The organism is Rhodococcus sp. T9N (genome assembly GCF_024436645.1).
In the GTDB taxonomy this organism is placed as follows: domain Bacteria; phylum Actinomycetota; class Actinomycetes; order Mycobacteriales; family Mycobacteriaceae; genus Rhodococcus_F; species Rhodococcus_F qingshengii.
The window spans coordinates 270,168-294,302 of the sequence record NZ_JAMSKS010000002.1 but is presented as its reverse complement, the minus strand read 5'-3'; the positions used below and the strand labels follow the sequence as shown (position 1 = coordinate 294,302).

At 60.5% G+C, this 24,135-nt stretch carries 23 protein-coding genes and 1 pseudogene; 7 read left to right on the top strand and 17 right to left on the bottom strand.

Annotated elements, in window-relative coordinates; genetic code table 11:
• Positions 1-12: 12 nt before the first annotated feature.
• Together M1L53_RS05110 and M1L53_RS05105 are read right to left on the bottom strand one after the other, a co-directional pair.
• Positions 13-330 (bottom strand): DUF4333 domain-containing protein, encoded by a 318-nt coding sequence (locus M1L53_RS05110; RefSeq protein ID WP_020906277.1) that lies wholly within the window; start codon positions 328-330, stop codon positions 13-15.
• Between the two features lie 98 nt (positions 331-428).
• A complete protein-coding gene (locus M1L53_RS05105) occupies positions 429-1,829 on the bottom strand; it encodes a cytochrome P450 (RefSeq protein ID WP_007734205.1) in 1,401 nt (466 codons plus the stop codon).
• Between the two features lie 96 nt (positions 1,830-1,925).
• On the opposite strand from M1L53_RS05105, the gene M1L53_RS05100 reads away from it, so the two are divergent.
• Entirely contained in the window at positions 1,926-2,513 is a 588-nt protein-coding gene (locus M1L53_RS05100; RefSeq protein WP_054188069.1) for a TetR/AcrR family transcriptional regulator, read from the top strand.
• Between the two features lie 47 nt (positions 2,514-2,560).
• Here M1L53_RS05100 and M1L53_RS05095 read toward each other — a convergent pair whose 3' ends face one another.
• On the bottom strand, positions 2,561-3,571 hold the full coding sequence (locus M1L53_RS05095) for an ABC transporter substrate-binding protein (RefSeq protein ID WP_054188104.1): 1,011 nt from the start codon (positions 3,569-3,571) through the stop codon (positions 2,561-2,563).
• Between the two features lie 82 nt (positions 3,572-3,653).
• Complete coding sequence (locus M1L53_RS05090) at positions 3,654-4,532, bottom strand: bile acid:sodium symporter family protein (RefSeq protein WP_003945620.1); 879 nt, start codon at positions 4,530-4,532, stop codon at positions 3,654-3,656.
• Between the two features lie 132 nt (positions 4,533-4,664).
• Between M1L53_RS05090 and M1L53_RS05085 the strand changes: the two genes are divergently transcribed.
• The 3 genes from M1L53_RS05085 to M1L53_RS05075 are packed head-to-tail and all read left to right on the top strand — an operon-like array spanning position 4,665 to position 6,879.
• A complete protein-coding gene (locus tag M1L53_RS05085; RefSeq protein ID WP_003945457.1) occupies positions 4,665-4,937 on the top strand; it encodes a DUF2277 domain-containing protein in 273 nt (90 codons plus the stop codon).
• A gap of 5 nt (positions 4,938-4,942) precedes the next feature.
• A complete protein-coding gene (locus tag M1L53_RS05080; RefSeq protein ID WP_007734212.1) occupies positions 4,943-6,364 on the top strand; it encodes an alpha/beta hydrolase in 1,422 nt (473 codons plus the stop codon).
• Between the two features lie 23 nt (positions 6,365-6,387).
• A complete protein-coding gene (locus M1L53_RS05075; RefSeq protein WP_081305470.1) occupies positions 6,388-6,879 on the top strand; it encodes an NUDIX domain-containing protein in 492 nt (163 codons plus the stop codon).
• Between the two features lie 384 nt (positions 6,880-7,263).
• Here the strand turns inward: M1L53_RS05075 and M1L53_RS05070 are convergent.
• From M1L53_RS05070 to M1L53_RS05020, 11 genes and pseudogenes are all read right to left on the bottom strand, one after another.
• Positions 7,264-7,590: pseudogene (locus tag M1L53_RS05070) on the bottom strand (transglycosylase family protein); the annotation flags it as partial.
• 484 nt (positions 7,591-8,074) lie between these two features.
• The gene (locus M1L53_RS05065) at positions 8,075-8,980 is read right to left on the bottom strand and encodes an oxygenase MpaB family protein (protein WP_003945519.1); all 906 of its coding nucleotides are present in this window, start codon (positions 8,978-8,980) and stop codon (positions 8,075-8,077) included.
• A gap of 24 nt (positions 8,981-9,004) precedes the next feature.
• Positions 9,005-9,562, bottom strand: a complete 558-nt coding sequence (locus tag M1L53_RS05060; protein WP_047269603.1) for a hypothetical protein — start codon at positions 9,560-9,562, stop codon at positions 9,005-9,007.
• Entirely contained in the window at positions 9,549-10,769 is a 1,221-nt protein-coding gene (locus tag M1L53_RS05055) for an MlaD family protein (protein WP_047269602.1), read from the bottom strand. Before M1L53_RS05055 ends, M1L53_RS05060 begins: the two co-directional genes overlap by 14 nt.
• A complete protein-coding gene (locus M1L53_RS05050; RefSeq protein ID WP_007734227.1) occupies positions 10,766-11,830 on the bottom strand; it encodes an MCE family protein in 1,065 nt (354 codons plus the stop codon). Before M1L53_RS05050 ends, M1L53_RS05055 begins: the two co-directional genes overlap by 4 nt.
• Entirely contained in the window at positions 11,827-12,924 is a 1,098-nt protein-coding gene (locus M1L53_RS05045; protein WP_003945762.1) for an MCE family protein, read from the bottom strand. The genes M1L53_RS05050 and M1L53_RS05045 overlap by 4 nt, the downstream gene beginning before the upstream one ends.
• Positions 12,921-13,976, bottom strand: a complete 1,056-nt coding sequence (locus M1L53_RS05040) for an MCE family protein (protein ID WP_054188105.1) — start codon at positions 13,974-13,976, stop codon at positions 12,921-12,923. Before M1L53_RS05040 ends, M1L53_RS05045 begins: the two co-directional genes overlap by 4 nt.
• Complete coding sequence (locus M1L53_RS05035) at positions 13,976-15,007, bottom strand: MCE family protein (RefSeq protein WP_042449469.1); 1,032 nt, start codon at positions 15,005-15,007, stop codon at positions 13,976-13,978. Before M1L53_RS05035 ends, M1L53_RS05040 begins: the two co-directional genes overlap by 1 nt.
• On the bottom strand, positions 15,004-16,227 hold the full coding sequence (locus M1L53_RS05030; RefSeq protein ID WP_054188070.1) for an MCE family protein: 1,224 nt from the start codon (positions 16,225-16,227) through the stop codon (positions 15,004-15,006). Before M1L53_RS05030 ends, M1L53_RS05035 begins: the two co-directional genes overlap by 4 nt.
• 3 nt (positions 16,228-16,230) lie before the next feature.
• Entirely contained in the window at positions 16,231-17,088 is an 858-nt protein-coding gene (locus M1L53_RS05025) for an ABC transporter permease (protein ID WP_003945491.1), read from the bottom strand.
• Positions 17,088-17,897: an ABC transporter permease gene (locus tag M1L53_RS05020; protein ID WP_003945485.1), complete on the bottom strand. Its 810-nt coding sequence runs from the start codon at positions 17,895-17,897 to the stop codon at positions 17,088-17,090. The genes M1L53_RS05025 and M1L53_RS05020 overlap by 1 nt, the downstream gene beginning before the upstream one ends.
• 541 nt (positions 17,898-18,438) lie before the next feature.
• Between M1L53_RS05020 and M1L53_RS05015 the strand changes: the two genes are divergently transcribed.
• Together M1L53_RS05015 and M1L53_RS05010 are read left to right on the top strand one after the other, a co-directional pair.
• Positions 18,439-19,698 carry a TetR/AcrR family transcriptional regulator gene (locus tag M1L53_RS05015; RefSeq protein WP_230691623.1) on the top strand — a complete coding sequence of 420 codons (1,260 nt, stop codon included), beginning with the start codon at positions 18,439-18,441 and terminating at the stop codon, positions 19,696-19,698.
• 34 nt (positions 19,699-19,732) lie between these two features.
• Entirely contained in the window at positions 19,733-20,938 is a 1,206-nt protein-coding gene (locus M1L53_RS05010; protein ID WP_054188071.1) for a winged helix-turn-helix domain-containing protein, read from the top strand.
• A 245-nt stretch (positions 20,939-21,183) separates the two neighbouring features.
• On the opposite strand, the gene M1L53_RS05005 is transcribed toward M1L53_RS05010, so the two are convergent.
• Both M1L53_RS05005 and M1L53_RS05000 read right to left on the bottom strand, forming a co-directional pair.
• Positions 21,184-22,338 carry a Rieske 2Fe-2S domain-containing protein gene (locus tag M1L53_RS05005; protein ID WP_054188072.1) on the bottom strand — a complete coding sequence of 385 codons (1,155 nt, stop codon included), beginning with the start codon at positions 22,336-22,338 and terminating at the stop codon, positions 21,184-21,186.
• Positions 22,339-22,421: 83 nt separating this feature from the next.
• Entirely contained in the window at positions 22,422-23,186 is a 765-nt protein-coding gene (locus tag M1L53_RS05000; RefSeq protein WP_007734247.1) for an SDR family NAD(P)-dependent oxidoreductase, read from the bottom strand.
• Between the two features lie 250 nt (positions 23,187-23,436).
• On the opposite strand from M1L53_RS05000, the gene M1L53_RS04995 reads away from it, so the two are divergent.
• Positions 23,437-23,829 carry a helix-turn-helix domain-containing protein gene (locus tag M1L53_RS04995; protein ID WP_232319062.1) on the top strand — a complete coding sequence of 131 codons (393 nt, stop codon included), beginning with the start codon at positions 23,437-23,439 and terminating at the stop codon, positions 23,827-23,829.
• Positions 23,830-24,135: the final 306 nt, after the last annotated feature.

Here is a 24,135-nt window from a genome sequence, read left to right as displayed (position 1 = left end):
GGCGCACAGCAGTTAGTTGTTCGGCACATCCGCAACCTTGATGTCGAAGTTCGCACTCTCACCGTCAACGCTGGTCACGGTCGCTGTGACGTCGTATTCGGTGCCCTGCTCGGTCAGGATGCACGTGATCGATGCGCCGACTTCGGCGTCGAGGTTCTCCGGACACGTCACGTCGTCGGGTGGCTCGCCGATCTTCTCGGCTAGTTGAGTGGAGATCTGACTTGCGACTTCGGACTTGTCCACTTGCGGCGTCCCGACGCTTGCCGAGCAAGCTCCCGTGGCCAATGCCGCCGAGAGTAAGACGATTCCCACTGCAGGCCTCTTTGTCATGTGAACTCCCAGGGTGCGCCGGTGCTCGCTGCTGCCACCTCAGGGATTACCGCATTCGGGACTGTTTCAACCGAGTTGCGCGACGCAGTTTTGCGAGGTCAGCGTCGGCGGACCGTCAAGTTGAAGCCTTCGGGCATCAGGGTGAGCCGTTCGGCTACCTTCAACTCGTAGTCCGGATCGGCCTCGATCGTGTATTTCTGCAAGATGGTGCCCAACACGAGGACCGCTTCGTGAATAGCGAATTGTCTTCCGATGCAGGCGCGTTCACCGGTTCCGAACGGCTTGTACACGTGCGCCGGCCTGGCTTTGATGTTGGCGGGCAGGAAGCGATCCGGATCGAACGCCTCGGGATCGTTGCCCCACACCGGATCACGATGAAGTGAGGGGATGAGCACGAGCATCCAATCGCCCTTCTTCATCGGATACTTGCCGACGAGCGTCGTGTCTTCGAGCGCCGCGCGCCCGTAGGCGGGAGCGGTCGGCCACAGACGCAATGATTCGTCGAGGACGCGTCGTACGTATCGAAGTTTCGCGATCTTCTCGAAGGCGGGCTCCTCGCCCTCCCATACCTTGTCGACCTCGGCTTGCGCCTTGGCCAGCACGTCAGGGTTTCGTGACAGGTAGTACAGCGCGAACGACAATGCGCCGGAGGTCGTTTCGTGTCCGGCGACGAGGAAGGTCACGACCTGATGGCGGATGTTCAGTTCGTCGATACGGTTGGGATCGTTCTCGCGTGCCGCCCGCAGCATCAGTTCGAGAAGATCTTCGGGCCCCGGTTCGGTACTTGTCCGCCGGGCACGGATCACTTCGTCCACAACCTCGGCCATGTACGCCTTGCGGACCTCGTCACGTTGATCCGCGCGACGTGCGAGCACTCGCCCGAGGGCGGTCGACTTCAGGAACGTCGTGCGCTGCGAATGGGAGAGTGCGCCGACCATTGCCTTGACGAACGGATGCTGTTCTTCACGTTCGAAGGAGTCGAACGAGTAGCTGAATCCAGTGCGTCCGATGGTCTCCAGCGTCAGCTTGGTCATGTCTGCGGAGACGTCGATGGGGGAGTCACTTTCACGACTGTCCCAATGGTCGACCAACTCGCCGGCCACGTCGAGCATGGTGCGGTGGTACGAGCGCATCGCAGTCTGGCTGAACGCCGGTGCCAGGAGATTGTGCGCCTTGCCCCAGTTGGGTTCGTGGTTGTACGCCGTGAACAGGCCGTCGCCGCCGATTCCGCGGAGTGCTTTGACTCCAGGTGCAAGGTGCTTCGCGAACCGGGACTCGTCGGACAGTTCTGCCACCATGTCCGCGCCCGAGGCGAAGACGAAGCGATTTCCCAGGACATTTCTCTCGAAGATCGGGCCGAGTTCGCGGCCGATGCTCACGGAGTTCTGCAGCGGTGTCCGGATATTGATCCCGAGAACGTCCCCGAGGACCGGCAGGCGCCACGCCGGATGCGGTATCCGAGCATCGGTCGTCGCCTCTGGAGTGGTGTCGACGCTCATTTTGTGTCCCCCGGGGTGAGATCGCTTACTGAATTGATGTCTAGTACGCAAAGTACGCCTTACTGAATCGGTGTCAAGTAGTAATCTGACTTGCCTATGGTCGCACCACGAAAACGCCTGGACCGAGAGCAGCGGCGCACGCAGTTGCTCGACATCGGCGCGCAACTTTTTGCCGATCGCTCGTACGAGGATGTGTGGATCGAAGAGGTCGCCGAGATTGCGGGCGTCTCGCGCGGGTTGATGTACCACTATTTTCCGACCAAGCGAGACTTCTTCGCCGCAATCGTCGAGCGCGAATCGCAGCACCTGCTCGAGGTGACCGCACCCGATGCAACGCTACCGGTGCGCGAACAGGTGGCAGCCGGGTTGGACGCCTACTTCGGTTACGTGAAGTCGCACAGCAGGGGAGTGCGCGCCATCAACGTCGGGACGCTCTCGGCCGAGGCCGGTATCCGGGCGATTGTCGAGCGCGAACTCGAACAGCAGCAGATTCGAATCCTCGATGCACTGGGATTCGAGGGCGAAAGAAGACAGCTCGCTGCCGTTGCAGTTCGGGGATGGATCGCGTTCGTCCGAGCTGTCTGCCTCGACTGGCTCGATCAACCTTCCATACCGCAGGAAGAGTTGAGAGTGATCTGTCTGCGGACCCTCTCCGGAGCGTTGGGCATCGACCTCGAAACGTGAAAAGCCGACCGCGCGGGAGCGGCCGGCATTTCCACGGACAAGGCTGATCAGTCGAGCGTCGAATAGAGATCGTCCCAGCCCTTGGCGACGTACATGTTGGTGTAGATGGACCCGTAGTACGTACTTCCTTGCAGAACGGTGACGTTCCCGGCCTGCACAGCCGGAAGTCGTTGCCACAACTTGTTGTCCGAGAGTTGATCGAAGGTGGTGTCACTGCTGTCGGTGACAGAAACCATGAACGCGTCGCAGTCTTGCAGACGATCCATCTCTTCGATGCTCAGTCGTCCCTGATTGTCGAAACCGGTTGTGCTCAATGTTCTTCCGCCGATATCGGCGAGCGTCATGTCGGTGGGTTGACGATTCTTCTTACCCGTTTCCTCCGACACGGGCAGGCTGTCGATGTAGATCGTGGCCTTGTCCGGACTGTAGGACAAGCTTGCGACGGTTTTGCCCGCGATCGCCGAAGCGTGTCGAGTGCGAATGTCGGTGATCAGAGCGTCGTAATCGGTGATCAGGCGATCCATGGTGGGTGTTCGGCCCAGCCAATCGGAGAGCCGGGTCAGGTTCTCCCGCCACGTCTGCTTCGATTCGGTCGTCAGGACAGGAGCGATGGCTTGGAGCTTTGCAGCGGGCCAGTACTCGTTGTCGGCGTTGACGCAGATGATGAGATCGGGTGCGAGTCCGAGGATCTGCTCCAGATTGGGCTTGTCGCTGAGGTATTCGGCCGAGCCGTCGGCGGGAACCCACTTGGTGGCGGGCGAGATGTTGTATCCGAACACCGGTAGTTCCAGGGCAATGGCGAGCTCGAGGTCGGTTCGGGCGTCGACGGCCAAGACCCGCTTCGGGTTGGTAGGTATGTCGTAGGTCCCCAACGGCGTGGTGACGGTGCGCATTTGAGCGTCATCATCGGCACCTGAACCGTCGCTGGAACTGCAGGACGACAGAATAGTTGCGACTGCTGCCATCCCGGCTCCGATGCCGAATTGGCGACGGGTAAGTGCGTCGACTAGCTCTTGCCAGACGCGTTCGTCCGGCACGGTAGGTGTGTTGGTCAGCATTTTTTCGATACCCTTCGGTCTGAGTCCGTATCGATCGTAGGGTTGGCGATACCAGATCACCTATATCGAAAACCGCCTGATATTAGTCGATTTCGGCCATGGTCCGTGACTTTCGGGTGATGGCGGCGCCGAAGGCTGCAGCGAGCGGGAACATCAGAACGCCGTACACCGCGGCCGGTACTGCCAATTGCACGTTGTCGAGGAGACTGACGGCGATGGTGATCGCCAACGTGCTGTTGTGGATGCCGATTTCCATGGAACTGGCGATGGCCTGACGATCCTCGATGCCGAATATCCGGGGAACGACGTAACCGATCGAGAGGCTCAGTAGGCAGAACAAGGCAGCGACGACGCCGATGTCGACGAGATAGTCCGCGATGTTCTCGCGCTCGGAAACAACCGTTCCGACGATCACCAGTGCCAGAACCACCGCGGATCCGATGCGGACGGGCTTGTCCATGCGCTCGGCAAAGGCGCTCGAGCGCAATCGAACCCACATTCCGAGGGCGACAGGAATCAGTACGACGGCAAAGACCTGAAGTACCTTCGTGAACTGCAGTCCGAGGGTGCCGTCCGCGTCCTCGGGTTCGAAGTAGCCCAACGCGAAGTTGGTGATGAGCGGAAGGGTGACCACCGCTATCACCGAATTGACCGCAGTGAGTGTCACATTGAGAGCGACATCGCCGCGGAACAGATGGCTGAACAGGTTTGCCGTGGTGCCGCCCGGTGATGCGGCGAGGAGCATCATGCCGACGGCGAGCAGTGGGTCGAGGTCGAACAACGTGACCAGACCGAAGGCCGCGGCCGGGAGCAACAACAACTGACAGATCAGGGCAATCGAGACGGCTTTCGGCGCTTTTGCCACGCGGGCAAAATCTCCGACCGTCAAGGAAAGCCCGAGGCCGAACATGATGATGGCGAGTGCGGCGGGTAGGCCGACGGAGGTGAGTGCAGAGTCCATGAGTTAGTGGCTACTTCCAGTCACTGGGGGAATTTCACTGAAACTACCGTGATGCCCGGATCTGCGTGGCAGTTTGGATACATTGATGTATCGAACCGTGACGGCGTCGGTGAGCAGGGTTATCGTCGAATTATGTGCCGAAACATCACTGAACTTCGTGGACTCGAGCCCGCTGCTACGCCGGAGGAGATCGAGGCGGCCTCTCGCCAATACGTACGTAAGGTGAGCGGAATAGCCAAGGTGTCCGACGCGAACCGAGACGCCTTCGAACAGGCGGTGCGTGAGGTGACCGAAACGACGACGCGCCTGCTCAGTGCGTTGCCGCCTCGCAGACAGCCACCTCAGACCGTCCCTCCGTTGCGTCGCCCGGAAGTACAGGCCCGGATCGCTGCTCGTTCGTCCTGACCCGAGTGGATCTCACAGATATCGACGTATGGGACGTCGAAGCCTTGGATCAACTGTCTGCTGGGTTGGAAGGCGTTCTGGTCGCTCACCGCGTTCGCGATATCCGTCGACGGCTGGATACGCTGCGCAAAGAGGCCGTCGCCGACGACTTGCATATTCGTCAGGATGGGACCGTCTCTGCTGTTGCGCCCATCGCCGACGGTCACCCGCTCCACGTGCACGCCCAGTTGCTCGAGGTCGCAGTTCGAGAACTGATCGGTGAGGCACTGCTGGTCAGCGCGGATCTTCATCATGCGTTGTCTCTGCGGTCTCAGGTCGGCACCGACCTCCGTGACAAAGCTGTGCGTGTGGGGGAGGAGTGGCGAGCGTTCAGCCCTGATCGGCAGCGTCAGATGTTGCGTCATGCACCAGGCCTGATCGCCAACCTCGACGGCATTCCTGCTGCGATTCGCAGCCCGGCCAACCTCGATCGAATTCAATCGGAACGAGCACGGCTGCAAGATGATTCAGTCCGAATCTCGCAAGAACTTCACCGCGAGTTCTTCGGCGGCAGACTGAGTAACACCGGGGCGGGCCAGTGGTACGCCGAACGCAAACTCGAGGATCTGGACGCGCTCGACGAGTTGTTTCGCGCCGAACCTGATCGACGGTTACTGCTCATGGACATGCGCTCGGGCGAACGCGGCTTCGCTGCAATTGCGATCGGTGATCCGGACACAGCGGATCACATCTCCGTGACGATTCCCGGACTGAACACCAACGTCAAGGACTCGATGCGCGGAATGGTCGGCGAGGCAACGCGATTACGAGCCGAGGCGATGCGGCAGCTCGAACTGGCCGGCCGAAAGGAAAGCGTGGCCACCATCGCCTGGATCGGATACGACGCGCCACAGGTGATCGGGCCGGGAAAGTTCGACATCGGTCGGGCCAGCTTCGACGTCAGTCGATCGTCCAAGGCCGGCATAGCCGCCGACGCATTGGGCAGCTTTTTTCACGGTCTTCGTTCTGCATCGGTCAACGACGGAGTCCATATCACCGCGTTGGGCCACTCCTACGGATCCCTCGCGACTTCTCTTGCGCTGCAACGCGGGGCAAGCGCAGCGGTCGACGACGTGGTGTTCTACGGTTCACCCGGGGTGCGAGCCAAGGTGGAGTCGGACCTCGGTATCGCCGACCGCCACGTCTACGTCATGAAAGCGGAAGGCGACAGTATCGCGGGGTTCGGCCGTTTCGGTGGCGATCCGACGCGCACCGAGTTCCATCGGTTGTCCACGGCCGAGGGGATCACCCCGGATGGAGTGAAACACGAGCGGGCGTTCGGGCATGCGGAGTACGCGAGGACAGGGGACAACGGAGAACTGCGGATGTCGGGATACAACCTCGCGGTTGTGGTTGCCGGACTGCCGGAGTTGGCCGTTATGGCCTGACCTGCTGGCTTACAGTGGCACTCATGCGTCTGAGGCATTCGGCCAGGGGGTTGGTCGTTGACGACCGGTCCCGTCTTCTGCTTTACCGATTCATCGCGCCCGGGGGCGGGCTGACGGTCTGGTGTCCTCCGGGCGGAGGCTTGGAAGGAGACGAAACCCCGTCCGAGGCGCTCGCGCGCGAATTGGACGAGGAGATCGGCTTGCGCGACTACGGCGCAGCCACCCATGTGTGGCATGAGGAGATCCGTGACCCGGCGATATTGCCGGGTTGGGGTGGTGCGATCAACGACTACTTCCTCGTGCCGGTGGCGACCGCATTCGAGCCCTGTGGGTCGTTGGGGCGCGAAGCGCTGGCCGCCGAGCTGGTCGAGCACTTCGAGTGGTGGAGCGTTGACCGTCTCTTGTCACACAGTGGTCGAGAAGTGTTCGGGCCACGCGATTTACCCGACCGGTTTGCACGCCTGGTCAAGGATGGGCCATCGAGTGCGCCGGATCGATTTGTTCGGTCGCCGTGAGGGATGCGAGGTAGCGATTGAAAACGAACATTTCGGCATCGAAACACGGCTACGCTGGGGTTATGGAGCACTACGTGCGTAAGGACCCCATCCCGTACGCTTCTACGGCTGCGCTGGTCAGTTCTCACAACCGGTTGGCGAGGGCGGCCCAAAAATTGTGGATGGCTCTCCGAGGGCTGATGCGTGATCGGAAGGCGAGTCGATATACCTCGCTCGCTCCGCGTCATCCCGACGGATCACGTACCGCCGTAATGTCTTTCAACAGCAGCGGCGGAGGGGCCGGATCAGGCGGGGCATGAAGGTCGCTAGTGCGACGCTGCCCGGGGCCCGTCGAATTCTCGACGAACACCGGGCAGTGACGCACTACTCGAACTGGGGTCAGCGGAGGTACTGTCCGCACACCGGCCACGCGCCGGCGCCCTGACCGGCAAGGACGTTTTCAGCAACGCGGACCTGTTCTGCCTGGCTGGCGTTGGCGGCGCTGCCCGCTCCGCCGTAGGCCTCCCACGTGCTCTGGCTGAACTGGAGTCCGCCGTAGTAGCCGTTTCCGGTGTTCGCGGCCCAGTTGCCCGAAGATTCGCATTCTGCGACACCCGACCAGTCGTGGGTGGCTGCGGATGCGGTGCCTGCGCTCAGTCCGAGGGCTCCGGCCGCGAGGGCTCCGGCTGCGGCGACAGAGGCAAGTGCACGGGTAACGGTGGTCTTGGTCATTTTCGGTAAATCCTCTCGAGTCCCGCCGACGGAGGACGGTGACCGTCTCAGCTCCGCTCCCACCACTAGGAATGTTGTCGAGTCCGAACCGCGGGGTGGGACGGGCGGTGGCGATTCGGTAATGCCCGGTTGATCGGGCTGTCACCAACCATAAGAGATGATTACGGATTGGTCACGGGTCGGCGTGTCGACACATGTTTGTGCAACAGAAATGCATCAAAGAGTGTTTTCCCAGGTCGCATGGCGATATGCCACCTCTCCCGGCGTTACATAAACGAGATAAAATGTGATGTAAGTCACCTGAAACGTGCCTCGACGGCGTCGATATGCGGCGAATGTGACACTCGATCAGCCCGGTTTGTCGGCTTTTCGACCCGGTTTCCAGTCGTGCTGGAACCCATGTCCAGCCGTGATCTGTTGTCGACCGACCGGCCCGATTTACCTGTAGGGCAGCAGAATTGACAACGAATAACGCGCCGCTGGCTCAGACGAGATTCTTGCTCGCCTTGATCCGGCGGCGAATGTCGCGCATCTGAATGGTGTTGCCGGCCTGACGAACGGAGCGTGGGATGAACCTGTTGACGAACGACACGAAAATGAAGAGGTGTTCGAACCGGCGGCGGTCGTCTTCGGTCCACTCGAGATCGAGTTGGTCGCGGTAGATCGGTGGAAGGAATCCGACCGTCAGGAACCGCAACAAGTTTCGGAACACCAGGCGTATCGGCCACGCGATCATCTGTAGGTTGACCAAGTCGATCAGGTACTGCTTGGTGCGTTCGTCGATGACGACGCGTTCGCAACCGAGGTTCCAGTAGCGCTCGAAGTCGGCACGTGTGGCCGGCCACATCTCTTCGGTGACCTGCAGCGTCGTTCCCAAAGTTGACGCGGACTTGTAGAACGACTCCGCCTGTTCTTCGGACATCTTGCCGTGCAGCAACTGATGACTGTCTTCGAAACCGATGAACAGGCATGCAGCAACCCATAATTGGAGTTCGCGATTGAAGGCGTTGTACTTGACCGGGCTGTTTGAATCCGACTTCACATGTCGGTGCACCGAGTTCACGGCCTCGCGGTAAGCCTTTCGCTCTTCCTCGTCACCCAGGATCGCGACCGTCAGGTACTGCGTCGTGGTTCGTGCACGCTTCCACGGATGCGCTGTCAGAGCACCCGATTCGACCTTGCTCTCCATGACGCCGTACGCCACCTCGGGCCAACCGAGTTGCAGGATGACGTTGGCAGCGGCTCCGGCGAACGACCAGAAATCGAGTGCGTCGGTGATGTGTGCGGGCTTACGTGCCCACCGTCTACGCTCGGCCGTGATGGTGATGCGTGTCTGATCGGTGCGAAGCGACGACTCGGACTTTTCCGAATCCAGGTAGTGAGTGGGCATGGATCTTCCTCCGCGTGTGGTGAGTTACTTGGTCTCGACGTTGCTCACGAGCCACCGGTCGCCCGAGCGGACCAGGGACACGACCATGCGGTACTTCTGTGTGTTTCCCTCTGGCGCTGCGACATTCTTGGCTTGTTGGTCGACGAACACGAGCACCTTGGCCGACGAATCGTCCAGTGATCCGATGCCGACGTCTGTCGCCGTCGCGCTCGCCTGGCCTTGGCCCCCGGCAACGACTTCCCTCAGGGAATCCACCATCGTTCGGTAGGTGCCGGCAAACTCGTCGGTCGACATCGAGGCGATGGTGTCCTTGTTGACATCGAGGTTCTGATAATCGAAGGAGGACATGATGGTTGAGTAATCCCGTGCGGTGTCCAAAGCCTCCTGCCGCAGCGTGTCTTCCTGATTCGCCGAGTACATCTGGAATCCGAGCACCGCCAATGCTGCGACCAGCGCTACCGCCATTAGTGAGATCAATGCGTTGCGTGGCTCCTTCAGGCGGTGAAGTAGCGACGGAGAAGTCGGATGTTCGGCCACCTCGGCTTCTGTCTCGTCGAGTAGTGCGTTGTCACCGTGTGCCATTTCCCAGTCCTTCCAACATCAATCTCCAGTAGTTCAGGGCGTCGACTCCGGTCGGGACGAGAATCGGATCTGCGACGACGGGCGGTCCGATCGGAGTGCCCGGGACGGTCGAGTTCTGCAAACCGAGGTCGTTCGGACGCGGAGCATTCTGTGCTCCGCGTTGGACGAGGTCGTCGGCGGGGGGACAGTACATCGCCAGACTCGGACTGGTGGGAGACAGATCGCCGACCTCACGCCGAGGGGTGTCGTAGTTGCAGACCGGCCCCTGGGTCGCAACCAAGGCAAAGTCGGCGCGATCGCCTTTGACGATGGATGCCAGTTTGGCGAGACCTTCAGGAATTGTGACAAGTCCGGTTTCCAGGGCCTCTGTGCGGTCGGAGATGATCGGTGCGACAGTGACGAGATTGGCCAGGACCGCTCCGAAAGTGTTGTGGTACTTGTCGAACAACTGTTGAGCGCTGTTCAGGGCGGCGGGCGAATGATCGGTGAGGTAGATCAGCACCGGCGCATTGGATTCGAGTTGTTCGGTGAAGTTCTTGGCAGCTGCCATTCCCCGGACGAACGAATCCGATTGTGTCGCCATGGAGTCCACCAACGTGGAGGTTCGCGACAGCAGCGCAGCGAGTTCGGCCGACTGGTCGTTCAACTGCGCCGACATGGTCCCACCGTTGTCGATCATCGTCGCCAAGCTCGGGCCGAGCCCGTTGAACGAATTCCCCAGCTCGGTCCCGATGTCGCTGATCGCTTGTGGATCAATCCCTTCCAAGACACCGGACGCCTGAAGCATCAACTGGCTCATCTGGACCGGTTGCTGATCCGCGGGCATGGCGATCTCGTCGCCGTCCCTAAGATACGGGCCGTGGTCTGTGTTGGGGTAGATGTCGACATTCTGAATTCCGGCTGCGGTCCCCATCGTCACCTTGGCGACGCTGTCGGTAGGTATCTCGGTGTTGTCGTTGAGTGAGAGTTCCACCCGAGCCGTGCGGGTGCCTGCGTCGAGTTCGACTTCACTCACTTTCCCCACCTGTACGCCGCGATACGTGACGACCGTGCCCTTGGTCAGTCCGAAGGCGTCGGACATGTTGGCGTGCAGCCGGATTTGACCCCCGAAACCCTGAGGGCCGACCACGTAGACGATCCCGAAAGGGATGACCACAGCAGCGATCAGAGCGAACAGGACAAGTTGAACAAGCGCAAGGCGACTCAACGCGGACCTCCCTGAAGTAGATCGGTGAGAGTTCCCGCTGGTGCGATCGATTGACCGGCCATACCGCCGCTCCAGAGCTTGTCGATCGTTCCCGGAATATCCAGGGCGCCGTCGAAAACGAGGTAGTCACCCTGCACTGCACCGGTGAAGTTTTCGAGCAACCCGTTCATGTTCGTCAGCGTCTGGCCGATCTCCGAGTTGAACGAATCCAGAGTCCCGACAACGGTCGACGCATCGTGCAGCATCGCGTCGAGGCCGTTGGGAGACGAGTCGAGAATGGTGTTTGCGTTGGTGGCGAGCTGAACGGTCGAGTTCAACAGGCTCGCAATCTGATCCTTCTGTCCCACGAGAATCGACACCACCTGTGGAACGGAATCGAGGTAGTTGTCGACAACTACGCGTTGGCCGGCCAGTTGGGAGGAGACCCGGGCAGCGAGGTCGACGGCCTCGTCGAACTCGCTGCGGTGACTGCTTGCCTCTGCCATGAGCGAGGTGAGGGTCTCGGTCAGAGAACGAACTTCACCGGAGCGCCCGGAAAACGCGGTGTTCAGCTCGCGCACCACGGTATCGAGTTGGTCGATGCCGCTTCCGGTCAGAACCGTGCCGAGGGTGGCAAGCGCACTTTCGACCTGCGGACCGATCTCGGTGCGAGACTCCGGAATTGTGTCTCCGTCGCTGAGCGTGGAGCCGGACGGAACTTCCGGCACCAAGAGTCTGATGAACGGATTGCCAAGTGCGGACGGGAGTTCGACGGAAGCTTCGACGTTGTCGGGCAATGGCGTCGCGGCGTCCAGACTCAGAGTCACATCGGCTCCGACGACATCGGCTGACAGCGCGGATACTCGACCGATGACTTTCTGGCCGCTGCGGACGTCTGCTCCCAACACCAGGCCGTCGGCGCCGGCCAGCTGCAGCGCCACGTTGTACGCGTCACCGTCGGCCGAACGACCCAGGGGTAGGTCTTGAATGCCTGCGCTACAGCCGCCGAAGGCGAGCACGGCCGCAGAACCCACACCGATGATCACGATACCGGCGATTATTCGAACCGATTGCCGCGTCAATTGCCACCTCCGGGGACGGCTCCGCCGGAAATCGCGGAGGCGATGCCGAGCGGATCAGAAGTGCTGAGGGGGAAGGAAATCGGATTCGTGAACCCGGCTCCGGTGCAGATCGGCAACTTGTAGGTGTCGCACAGCGGTTTCGCCACCGCGAACTGAGTCAATGCAGTCGAGACGTTGAGCCGAATGCGCCCGCGCTGATCAGGACCGATTGTCTGGGAGAGGTTCTGCATCATCAACGGCACCAGGTCCATGAACTCGGCGAGGCCGGGTTCTTTGGCAGCCAGAGTGTCACCGAGAACTCGCACGTTGTCGGCTATGGCACCGACATCATCGCCGTGAGTTGTCATGAAACTGTTCAACTGGTCGAAGACCACCTGCAGATCCTGCAGAGGCTGTGAGATGTCCATGTTCTGGCTCGCCCATTGATCACCCAGGACGCCGAGGTCGCCGACAAGTTCGTCGAGGCTGACCTGCCGTGCGTCCAGAGCATTCATCAAAGTGTTGAGATTGTCGACAAGGGCACCGATGTCTTCCGACCGAGCGCCGACAACTCCGGTTGCTGTGCTGAGGTTGCGAATTGCGGTGTTGAATTGATCGCCCTGGCCCTGCCACCCGGCGGCGCCGCGGCTCACGAGATCGCCGAGATTGCCCCCATCCCCGGCAAATGCGTCGGCCAAAGTGCTGACGCTTCCCATCAAGCCGTCGAAATCTATGGGGGAGTGGGCACGTTCGATCGGAATCTGGTCGCCGTCTTTCAGTGTCTCTCCGCCGGTGTACGCCGGGCCGAGTTCGATGTGTCGATCGCTGATCACCGATGGATTGAGGACATAGGCCGAGGCGTCGGCGGGCAGGTCCACGGAGTCGGGCATCGACATCGCTACTCGAACAGAAGTTCCGCGAGGTTCCACCGACGTGACCGTCCCGACGCCGACTCCGAGGACGGTGACCTTGCTTCCCTCGTAGATTCCGCCGACGTAGCTGAAATCGGCGTAGACGGTCTTGGACTGATCTGTTCGTCCGAATATGTACCAACCGGGCAGGGCGATCGCCAAGGTCACTACCAGCATGGCCGTGACGGCTTTTCGTGTATTCACTTGCAGCCCTCCATGATGCCGAGCGCGCAGAGCAGATTGTCCGGGATCACGGCCGCCGGCGCGTTGACGTCGGTCCAATTGCCGGTGCCGGTTGAATCGGTGACCGAACGCAGCGCGGAAGGAAGACGAGTCAACAGCAGGTCGATCTGATCTGAGTTGTTCTTCAGCGTGGTGGTGACCGCGACGAGGTTGTCGGTCATGGCTCCGAACTCGTCCTGACGATCGACGAAAGTGGTGGAGAGCTTCGAGATGATGATTGTCAGGTTGTCGACCAGCTGAGTCAGTGCGTCCTTGCGCATCGCAAGAGTTCGAACGATCGTCTGAGCATTGGCCGCAGTACCGACGATCGAATCGGTTTGTGCCGCAGCCATGTCCGACAGCTCACGAGACATGATGAGAATCTGGTCGATCTGTTCACTGTTCTGCGCGAAAGCCGCCGAGGCGCCGCTGATTCCGGCCAGAGCCCGGCCCACCTGATCGGAATCAGTGGGAATCACCTGCGAAAGGGTGTTCATCATGGACTCCATCGCCTGTAGGTCGACGCCTGTTGCCGCAGTGGTGGCATCACTGCTGACGTCGTCGAGGCTGTACGGCACGGTTGTGCGGGAGAGCGGGATGACCCGCGCCTCGGAGTCGTCGACCACTCCGGCCGGCACGATCTCCAGGTAGCGCTTGCCGAGGACCGTCTTGAGCCTGACCGTCGCCGTGCTCTGGTTTCCCAAAGGCTGGTCCTTGTCCAAGCGGAAGTTGACGACGACGTGGTCGCCGGCAAGGTCGATCGAATCCACTCGGCCCGCGGGAACCCCGGCCACGTAAACCGGATCGGTGTCGGAAAGCCCGCTGGCATTGGCTAACTCGGCTGTGTATGCCGACGTGCGTACGTTGTACCAGAGCTTCGGAATGCCCAAGGCGGCGCCGAGTCCCACCACCAGAACGAAGATTCCGAGACTGCCCAGGGCGAGAGCGGTGCCGCTACCGCTGCGACGGCGATCCCCTTTGAACAGGAAGAGCATGATGCCGACGAACACGTCGATCAGCTTGACCAGGAACATCATGAGCACACCGGCGAGTGTGTCGGACCGAAGATGTTGGCTTCCATGTCGCCTGCCTTCAGAGTGAAATTGCACAGATACAGGCTGATGAAACTTCCGTAACTTCCGATCCGGTTGGCGGCGTCGGCGAACTGGGGAAGGTTGACGAGAAGTCTGTTGAACTCGTCGGTGCTCGCAATCCAACTCCCGGTGACACTTTCGAGTTGTTGCACGGTCTGACCGAATGCGCCGTTCGACCCGGCCATGATCTGAGCCAACGACGAGACAGTGCGGTTTCCCTGATCCAAGAGCGAGACCAGTTGATCGTTCTGCCCGACGACGGAAGTACTCAGATCGTTCAAACCGTCCAACAGACCGACCAATTCGGGTTGACGCTCGTCGACGGAGGTGAGAAGAGTGTTCATGTTCGTGAGTAGTTGCGCGAAGACGTCCTGACGGTCGACCAGGCCGGAACTCATGGTCGCGATCTGGTCGAGCAGGGTGGTCATTGCCTGGCCCTGGCCGTTGAAGGTTTCGACAAAACTTCGCGTGAGCGTGTTGACCTGCTCGGGCTGCAGCGCGGCGAACAACGGTTTGAACCCGTTCATCAGGGCCGTCAAGTTGATCGGCGGTGTTGTCTGCGCCAGCGGTATCGTGTCACCTGGTTCGAGCTGTCGTGCGGATACCGTTGTTGCGCTGTCGTCCTGCGTCAGTGCCAGATATCGAGCACCGAGCATGTCGCCGTAGCGCACGGCGGCACGGACATCCGACTCGAGGGAATATCGCGACTCGATTTCGACGTCGACGATCGCCTTGCTCGTCCCGCCTCCGTTGTCGGCGAACGCAACCGAGTCCACGCGGCCGATACGCACACCCGACATGGTGACCGGGTTGCCCGGGTTGAGTCCTTCGACGTCGGTGAACTCGAACGAGTACGAATCGGTGCTTCCGCGAACCGGGACCGACAACGTGTTCGCCACGAACGACGCGCAGGCGACGCCGGTGAGACAGAAGAGTGACAACCGAATTACCTGGCCAGGACGGACCTTCACGGGACGGTCACCTCGTTACCTCTGACCATCGGCCCCAACATCAGTGTTGTTGCCGGGTTGGGGGTATCCGAGGGTTCCGGCGATCCGCCCAGTAGTTGATCTTCGAGGTACCGCAGGGTGGCCGCTTCGGCTACGCCGCCCACGACCGGGGCACTGACGGGTTGTTCAGGCGTCAGGTTGGAGCCCGAACACTGTGCTCCGCGCGAGTCACCGTACTGCGGGCAATCATCACCCGTGTATGGGAGCGGTTCGGCGAACGTGGCAACTGCTGTGATGTCGAACTTTCCGGTGGCGAAGACCCGAGCGCCCGCGGCGCCGAACGTACTGGCATTCGCGAGGGTGGAACGCAGTCCTCCGGGATTGGCCGCGGTGGTTGCGAGTATCTTTCCGGCGGAATCGATCACAGTGATGATGTTTCGGTTGTTCGCCCCGACAAAATCGTCGACGGTAGCGGCGAAGACTGCGGCCGCGCCGATCGAGGACTCGAGATTCGCTCTGTCGGCGACCATGTCGTTCGAGACGGTTGTGGCGGCTGCCAAGGTATCGAGAATGTCGGGGGTCGCACGGTCCAACGCGTCGACGACCGACTTGAATTCGGTTGTCGATTCGAGGAATTGGTGTGCGGCGGGTGTCAGTGCGCCGGAAGCCGCGCTGAGATTGTCTATCGTGGCTCCGATCTCGGCTCCGTTTCCGTCCAGGGCTTGACCGAGTGCGGTCAGAGCCGTTTGAAGTTTCTCGGGTTGCATCGCGGTGAGGACTCCGACCAATTTGGTGTACACGTCGTAGAGGGCGACGGCCTCGGGTCCGTCGTCCATGTGGATCTCGTCTCCGTCCGACAGAGTCGTCTGGTCCTGCTCATTCGGACTGTCCACGAGCTGCATGTAGATGTCGCCGAAGAACGTGCGCGGAACGACGCGAGCCACCACGTCAGCGGGAATCTTCGACGCGTCATCGGTCTGAATCTGCAACTGCACAACGGATTCGGCGGTTCCTGATTCGATTTCGCCGATTCGGCCGACGTTGACGCCGTGGTACCGAACCGGAGCTTCACCGCTGATGAGACCGGCTGTGGCTGGAACAGCGACGAAGATGTCGGTGCTCTGCTCGAGATTTCCCGAACCGCGTAGAACCATTGTCACGGCGGCGGCGACGGCTACGACTATGGCGATCGCGCCGCGAAGGGCGTACACGATCTTCGTGCGTGTAGTGAGTCTGTCCACGGCTCAGACCCCCATTCCCGGGATCTGGGGCACGAGGCCCCACAGCGCGAAAGTCATCAGTACGTCGAGGATTCCGATCGCGAGGATCGCAGTCCGGAGCGCGCGCCCGGCCGCTTGCCCGACGCCGGCCGGACCACCGGAGGCATAGTAGCCGTACGCGCAGTGAACCAGCGCGACAACAGCGGCGAACACCACGGCCTTGAGACCCGAGTACAGGAGATCCTGCGGAGAGATCGCCAGATGGAAGAAGTAGTCGTAAGTACCTGCCGATGCGCCGTTGAAGAACACGACGACCAGTCGGGTCGAGAGGTAACTGGCCAGGAGTCCGATCATGTAGATCGGGATGACACAGATCATGGCAGCGATCACCCGGGTACCCGCGAGGAAGGGGATCGATCGGATCGCCATCGAGTCCAGCGCGTCGATTTCGTCGGAGATACGCATGGCCCCGATCTGGGCGGTGAAACCCGTTCCGACCTTGGCGGCCAACGCGATCGCGACGACAACAGGGGCCAGTTCACGGGTGTTGGCAACCGCGGACAGCATGCCGGAGAGCGAGGTCATCCCGACAAGCTCGAGGCCCCGGTGGGTCTCGACGCCCAACATCATCGCCGCGGCCAGCGACATCGCGAAGACGATCCCGATGGTGCCGCCGCCGGACAACAAGGAGTTCGTGCCGAAGCTGACCTCGCTGATCTGACCGAGTACATGCTTGCGGTACTTGGTGAGCGCAAAGGGGATCGATGCGATAGTGCGGACGTAGAAAGTGACGTGCTGACCGAGGGAGACGAGGCCGTCGCCCGCGGTTCGCAGGGGTCTGCTCGCTTGACGTGCTCGAACACGGAGATCGACGAGCGACATCAGAATTCACCGACTGCCGGGACGATTACGGTGTAGAGCGCGGACAACACTGTGTTCACGATGAAGACGAGCGCGAACGCGATGACCACGGCTTCGTTGACTGCGTCGGCAACGCCGCGTGGGCCACCTTTTGCATGTAGACCTTTGAAGGTGGCGACCAAAGTCGAAGCGATGCCGAAGACCGCAGCCTTCACCAAAGCCATGACGAAGTCGGAAGATCGCCCGTACTGACTGAACGTTGCCATGAACGTTCCGGCCGGAAGATGCTGGACGTAGATGTGGTACAGGTAGCACGCGATCACACCGCCGAAGGTGACCATCGAACACAGTGCAAGGGAGACGATCACTGCCGCAACCAATCTCGGTGCGACGAGGCGCTCGATCACGTCGATGCCCATCACTTCCATCGCGTCGATCTCTTCCCGGATCTTTCGTGAACCCAAATCCGTGCAGATCGCCGATCCTGCGACACCGGCCATCATCAACGCGCACACCAGCGCCGCGGCCTGACCGACGATGATGAAAGCTACGACAGCTCCGGAATATCCACCGGCTCCGATCCGGCCGGCCAGTTCACCGACCGAGACGGCGATGAATACACCGATCGGAATCATGAGAAGCAGCGACGGGCCGGTGCTGACGCGACCGATGAACAGGGTCTGAGTAACCGTCTCGTGCAATGAGAGTCGTCTGCGCAGGATTGCCGTGAACAGGCCGAAGAGTGCCTGAACCGAGAATCCGATCAGATAGCCCCCCTGTAACGCTACGTCTCGCACCGGGCCCTTCGCGGCTGGCAGCTCGTACGTCATCTAATTGAATTCCTTTGCAGATCAACAGTGTTCGGCACGGAGTTCGAACTGTTCGAGCGCTGGCGGTCGAGCGAACTGCCTGTGAAGCATCTCACACATATATGTGTCCAAGCAAGCATTATGTGAACCGAAATTCTCATCGAACTGTCAGCCCTGTTGACCGAGTTTCCTTCATTGACGTGGAGATATCGGAACTGTTCATATCGACATCCTGTGTATGTTTACGAATATTCCGAATCTGTCAGTCGGATTGCTTCGTGGATGCGGGCTGGATGCTTCGAGCGGTGACCCTACCCACTGCTGGTGGCCACAGGCAACGTTTTGTTAACGAAGATTCTCAGTGGAAGCAACGGGGGAGGTGGCGAAGGGCGAGTGGTATGTTCTGATCAAAGGCAGCGTTACCTGCATGTATGAAACTCTAGACGCGCGATGTGCTGAAATCGGTGTACGAGTTTTCAGAATCATGCTTATGCTGATTCTCGTCTGATGAGCAGGCGGATCGAAGTGCTTCGTGCGTGAGGGCTGGAGAGTGGGGTACACGGTGAGCCTGAACGATCAGTTCGTCGACGCGCAGACGTCGAATGGGATTGTTCGGCAGCCGAGGTCCGACTCCGTCAAGAGGCGACCGAAGGACCGCAAGGCGCAGATCGCGGCTGCAGCGGCAATCGCGTTCAGTGAGCGCGGATATCCTGCTGTCAGTGTCGACGACATCGCGTCGGCGGTCGGTATTTCGGGTTCGGCGCTCTATCGGCACTTTCCGAACAAGTACGCGATGTTCCGCCACGCGGCACTGGAGTTGACCGGAGCGCTCGCCAGTGCCCTCGATGCCGTTTCGGTTGCGCCTGCGGCAACCGATGCGCAGCGGTTGCGCGAAGATCTGATTGCAGTGATACGAACGACGATCCGCAATCGGCGTACGGCCGGAATCTATCGTTGGGAGAGCCGGTTTCTCGACACCGATGATCGGAAATCCGTTCGAGCGCAAGCCAGTACGGTCAATCGCCGAGTAGCCCGGTATCTTTCGCGCTCCGAACCCGCGATGACGGCGAGGGACGAGACCCTTGTCGTGGCAGCGATGTTCAGCGTCATCGGCAGTATCACCGTCCATAACCTGTTGCTGCCCCAGCGAGCGATGGAGAAGGTTCTGCTCGACGCGTGTCTGGCGATAGATCAAGGTGAGGCTGCAATCACCGCTAGCCGCTTGGAGCAGTCCTCGTTACCTCGAACCGTGACCACGAACAAACGTGAACGTCTCTTGCAGGAAGCCGTGCGCCTCTTCGACTCTCGCGGGTATCACGACGTCAGCATCGAAGAGATCGCCGCGGCCGCCGGCTTGAACGCATCCGGTATGTACCGCTACTTTCCCAGCAAGGCAGAGCTTCTCGGCGCCGTGTTCTATCGAGCTGCAGATCGCTTGGACTTGGCGACGGCAGCGGTCTTCGACTCCGCGACTTCGCACGAACAAGTGCTCCGGTCACTGTCGGCGATGTACGTGGAGTTGTCGTTTGCACAGCACGAATTGATGTCGGTCTACTTCTCCGAGATGAACAACCTTCTGCCGAGTCATCGAAGCGATCTGAAGAATCGCCAGAAGCTTTACGTGGTCGAATGGGCGCGAGTGCTCGGCGAGATTCGTCCTGAGCTGTCGGCAGTAGAGGCGAAGTTCGTAGTTCATGCTGCGCTCAACCTGGTCCCGGATGTCGGCCGCATGATGAAGTTCGACGCTGCCGCAGAGAACGCGGCCAGGTTGCAGGTGTTCATGTCGGCAGTACTGTTCGGCCGTCGGGCTTCGGCCGCCTGAAGCGTGTCGGTGGGTGTGCGTAGTCTGGCCCACTATGAGCGAAGTCGTGTCACTGGCAGCTGCCCGTCGCATAGCGCTTGCCGCTCAGGGATTCGGCAAATCGCATCCCACGACGGTGACGCGTCGCAATCTGGTCGGCGTGATGGACCGGCTGCAGGTGCTGCAGATCGACTCGGTCAATGTCTTCGAACGCAGTCACTACCTACCCATTTATGCGCGATTGGGCGCATACGACAAATCCAGACTCGATCAGCTTGCCTTCACCCCCGGTTCGGGATACCTCGAATACTGGGGTCACGAAGCAACGTTCTTGCCGGTGGACATGTGGCCGTTGTTCCGCTGGCGGATGGACCAGTTTCGCGCCAAAGCGTTGAGTGACAAGGACGGGTGGGCTTCCGATCGGCGCGTCTTCCTCGATTGGTTGCGGCAGGAGTTGCGCGACAACGGTCCGATGGCGGCGAGCGAGATCGAACACGAGGCGAACACGCGGCGCGGTCCGTGGTGGGGGTGGTCCGACGTGAAGGTCGGGCTCGAGACGCTGTTCCGTTGGGGCGAGGTGGTCTCGGCGGGGCGCGCCGGTTTCGAGCGTCGTTACGGCCTGGCCGAGCAGATGCTTGCACCCGAGATACTCGACGCACACGTCGAGCGGTCGGAGGCGATACGCGAACTGGTGCTGCGGGGTGTGAAGGCACACGGTCTCGGCACCCTCGACGACATCGCCGACTACTTTCGTCTGCCCAGCGCAGAAGCACGAACGGCCTTGCAGGAACTCGAAGACGCCGGCAGCGTGCGCCGGGTGTCCGTCGACGGCTGGGAGCGTCGAGGCAAGGCAAGGGAGGTGTGGATCGATCCGCGAGCGAAGCGTCCCAGGTCCATCCGTGCGGATGCGCTGTTGTCACCCTTCGACCCGGTAGTGTGGGCACGCGATCGAGCGTTGCGGCTCTTCGACTTTCACTACCGGATCGAGATCTACACTCCGGCGCACAAGCGAGTTCACGGATACTACGTGCTCCCGGTGTTGATCGACGACAAGATCTGCGCCCGAGTCGATCTGAAGAACGACCGTCAGAACCGTCGACTGCTTGTCCGCGCGGCGTGGGCCGAACCCACCGCGGACGCCGACACTGCGCCGCGGTTGGCGGAACTCCTTCGGAGAACTGCGCGTTGGCAGGGCTGCGACACCGTCGAGGTGGAGAACAAAGGTACGTTGTCTCAGCAGTTGGCCGCCGCTATGACGTGAGCCTTAAGGTCGCGAGGACGATTGTCATTCGGGAACTGTTATGCGTCCGTCGGTAGCTGCCTGATTGATGGAATTTCTCAATGCGGAACAACTTCCGGATCGAATTCTCGGCGGTTCAGCATCGTCGCGGTACTCCAAACATGCCGTGCGCGAATCTGATCGCCACTGGGTCGACGTGTGATGCCAGCTGTTCTTCTCCACGAGGACGTATGTTCCGCACCGCTCGCAGTCCAGCGGTTCCATGGTCATTGCCCTACTCCTGCGGCGGCCCTGCGTGCGATGTTGTCAGCGACTTCCTGCTTCCACACTTCGATGGGTTTGCTTGTGTCCATCTCGAATTCGAAACGGTCGACCATCTCGGGCGTGACGTCGGCGACGTCCACGTAGAACTGTTCATACCACCGCCTCACTTGGTATACCGGACCGTCCTCGGTGCAGAGCAGCGGATTGTCGATGCGGGTCTTGTTCTTCCAGATCTCGATGTCCTGCTCGAACCCGACACCGATGTATCCGATCATCGCGTCGACAAGTTGATCGGCGAACTCGGCGGGCATCTCTGCGGACTTCTGGACGGTAATGCCGTACATGAGTACGAATTTGTTCGGGCTCACCGGGTAGTGGCAGTTGATCAGCACCGAATCGGTCGTGAAGTTCTCGTAGACGTAGCGCAAGTCGTCGATCATGAACGACGGTCCGTGGTAGGCCGCTGTCGAAAGATTCGACACCAACTTCGGTACGTCGGGGTCGGTCCAGGTCACGATGTCGTCGCGGTTGATGCCGCTCTGCTCCTGGATGGCGACGTGTCCTTCGAAGACGTTCTTGAAATAGGTGGGGAACGAGAAGTGCACGTAGAAGAAGTGCGCCATGTCAACGACGTTGTCGACGATTTCTCGGCAGTTCGTATCGATGACTATCGACTTCCAGACCCAATCGGTCCACTCGTGCTCCGCAGACTTGATGATCGGTATGGCGACTTCGGCAGGAGGCGGATTGCCTTCGGGGTCGTGCCAGACGAAGAGCAGCCCGTCTTGTTCGAGCGCAGTCCAAGCGCGGGTCTTGGCAAGCGGGGGGACACGTCGAGCATAGGGAATCGCGGTGCACTTACCGTTGCCTCCCCACCTCCAGTCGTGGAAGGGGCACGCGATCGAATCGCCCTTGACCGTGCCCTGACTCAGGTCGCCGCCCATGTGACGGCAGTACGCGTCGAGGATCTTCAGTTCGCCATGCGAGTCGGAGAAGACGACCAGTTTGGTACCGAAAGCTTCGACGGAATGCGGGTTCCCGTCGCTGTAGTCCTTGGCGAGGCCGAGGCAGTGCCATCCGCGGGCAAATCGAGTGGGAGGTTCTCCCTGGTCGATGATGCGAACCTCTTCCGATTCATTGACATCCGCAATTGTCATGTTCTTCCTTTCGTGAGTGCACCCGGTGGGCTGGACCGAGCGACGTTGTACGACAGTCGAAGGGGGGTAAATCTTTGGGCAAGTCACATACGCTGCGACGAGATGTTGCCGCCGTCGACAACCAATTCCGTTGCGGTGATGTAACTTGCTTCGTCGGACAGCAGGAAGCGGACAGCGTGTGCGATTTCCTCCGGGCGACCGAGCCTGCCGAGGAGGATGCGTCGTTCGAATGCCCCGTCACCCAATGCGTCTACGGTCGGCTGAAGCAGAGGGGTCAGAATCTGTCCGGGAGAGACGCAGTTGATCCGAATGCCGTCCGGGCCCAGTCGGTCCGCCAGCGATCGGACCATCGACAACATCCCACCCTTTGCAGCGGAGTAGACAGGGTTGATTGCATTGCCCAAAGTTGCGTTGATCGAAGCGATTCCGACTATTGCCGAACCGGGATTGGCCGTGAAATCAGGCATCAACTGTTGAACCAACAGGATGAGCGGACGTAGATGGGTGTTGATACCCGTCTCCCACACGTCGAGCGTCACTCCTTCGAGGGATCCGATATCGACGACCCCGGCGGAGTGAACAAGTCCGCCGATGGAGGGAAGTGAGGAACGGGTTGTGGCCAATGCGGCCGCGTAGTCGTCCGCTCTCGTGAGATCGATTCCCACTCCGATGGCGTCGATGCCGAATTCGGAGGAGATCACTGCTGCCTGATCGACCGCTTTTGCCTCGTCGATATCCCAGAGAGCGACTGGTCGTCGGATCGCCGCGAGCGCGCGGGCGGAGGCCAATCCGATTCCGGATGCGCCGCCGGTGATGATCACGCCTGTCGACGGGGATGAAGCATTCATGTGTCCTCCTGATTTTGAAGCGTTATGCTCGGCGCCGCATGATCTGATGGGCTCCGGTCATCACTGTGACGAGGGATGGATTCGGGCTCAACGAACATGACCGATCATCGGTATAGGTGCTGGTGAGAGCCCATGCAGATGCATCTCCCGCTGCGTGGGAAACGTACTGGCGTCGTGTGTCCACGGAAGCTCAGATGGGCGGAACGAATGTTGGCTGCCGAAGCGGCGGGCCACCGGAACGGAGACATCGATGTTGGTCGGACCGATCACCGAAGAGTCCATCCCCATGTCAACTCTCGACAGACTGTCGGTGGTGGTGGACTGCTTTCGTGACGCGCCTCGGCTGACATTGGGGGAGGTGGCGCGCCGAACCGGGATTCCGCGATCGTCCGTGCACCGGATGCTACTGAAACTCGTGAGGATGAACTGGCTACGCCGCGAAGGACTCGAGTACGAGATAGGCGACAAGCTAGGAGATCTGGGCGCGCTCTCGCTGTATCGAAACAAAGTGGATCGAGTGGTTACGCCCCTACTTCAGCAATTACATTTCGTGACTGGACACGCCGTGCACCTCGGGGTGTTGGAAGGAAACCATGTGCGCTACATCCAGAAGATCGGGAGCCTGATGGTCCCCGACCTTTAGACTCGCGTCGGCTCACGTATCCCAGCGCAAGCGTCGACCATCGGGAAGTCACTGTTGAGCGCCGGCAACAGATCGGTGGCATCGTCGCACAACGCCAATGGCGTTCGCCAACACTCAGTTGCGTTCGGAATCTGCAATTCCGGGATGGGCTGTATCGGTGCGCGAATCGGGGTGCTCGACCACATGCCAGTAGGTCTCTCGATTTGTGGGCCCTTGATTCGCGGCACGATAGACAAGCGGAACGCCGCTCCCGTACAGATGGCGGCAGCAGCGATCTCGCAGTATTTCGGAATGATCGACGGGTTC

Excerpts from the sequence above, each read along its gene's own strand:
- M1L53_RS05110 (WP_020906277.1), bottom strand. The coding sequence starts at position 330 with ATGACAAAGAGGCCTGCAGTGGGAATCGTCTTACTCTCGGCGGCATTG.
- M1L53_RS05105 (WP_007734205.1), bottom strand. The coding sequence starts at position 1,829 with ATGAGCGTCGACACCACTCCAGAGGCGACGACCGATGCTCGGATACCG.
- M1L53_RS05100 (WP_054188069.1), top strand. The coding sequence starts at position 1,926 with ATGGTCGCACCACGAAAACGCCTGGACCGAGAGCAGCGGCGCACGCAG.
- M1L53_RS05095 (WP_054188104.1), bottom strand. The coding sequence starts at position 3,571 with ATGCTGACCAACACACCTACCGTGCCGGACGAACGCGTCTGGCAAGAG.
- M1L53_RS05090 (WP_003945620.1), bottom strand. The coding sequence starts at position 4,532 with ATGGACTCTGCACTCACCTCCGTCGGCCTACCCGCCGCACTCGCCATC.
- M1L53_RS05085 (WP_003945457.1), top strand. The coding sequence starts at position 4,665 with ATGTGCCGAAACATCACTGAACTTCGTGGACTCGAGCCCGCTGCTACG.
- M1L53_RS05075 (WP_081305470.1), top strand. The coding sequence starts at position 6,388 with ATGCGTCTGAGGCATTCGGCCAGGGGGTTGGTCGTTGACGACCGGTCC.
- M1L53_RS05065 (WP_003945519.1), bottom strand. The coding sequence starts at position 8,980 with ATGCCCACTCACTACCTGGATTCGGAAAAGTCCGAGTCGTCGCTTCGC.
- M1L53_RS05060 (WP_047269603.1), bottom strand. The coding sequence starts at position 9,562 with ATGGCACACGGTGACAACGCACTACTCGACGAGACAGAAGCCGAGGTG.
- M1L53_RS05040 (WP_054188105.1), bottom strand. The coding sequence starts at position 13,976 with ATGTTCCTGGTCAAGCTGATCGACGTGTTCGTCGGCATCATGCTCTTC.
- M1L53_RS05025 (WP_003945491.1), bottom strand. The coding sequence starts at position 17,088 with ATGTCGCTCGTCGATCTCCGTGTTCGAGCACGTCAAGCGAGCAGACCC.
- M1L53_RS05020 (WP_003945485.1), bottom strand. The coding sequence starts at position 17,897 with ATGACGTACGAGCTGCCAGCCGCGAAGGGCCCGGTGCGAGACGTAGCG.
- M1L53_RS05010 (WP_054188071.1), top strand. The coding sequence starts at position 19,733 with ATGAGCGAAGTCGTGTCACTGGCAGCTGCCCGTCGCATAGCGCTTGCC.
- M1L53_RS05005 (WP_054188072.1), bottom strand. The coding sequence starts at position 22,338 with ATGACAATTGCGGATGTCAATGAATCGGAAGAGGTTCGCATCATCGAC.
- M1L53_RS05000 (WP_007734247.1), bottom strand. The coding sequence starts at position 23,186 with ATGAATGCTTCATCCCCGTCGACAGGCGTGATCATCACCGGCGGCGCA.
- M1L53_RS04995 (WP_232319062.1), top strand. The coding sequence starts at position 23,437 with ATGTTGGTCGGACCGATCACCGAAGAGTCCATCCCCATGTCAACTCTC.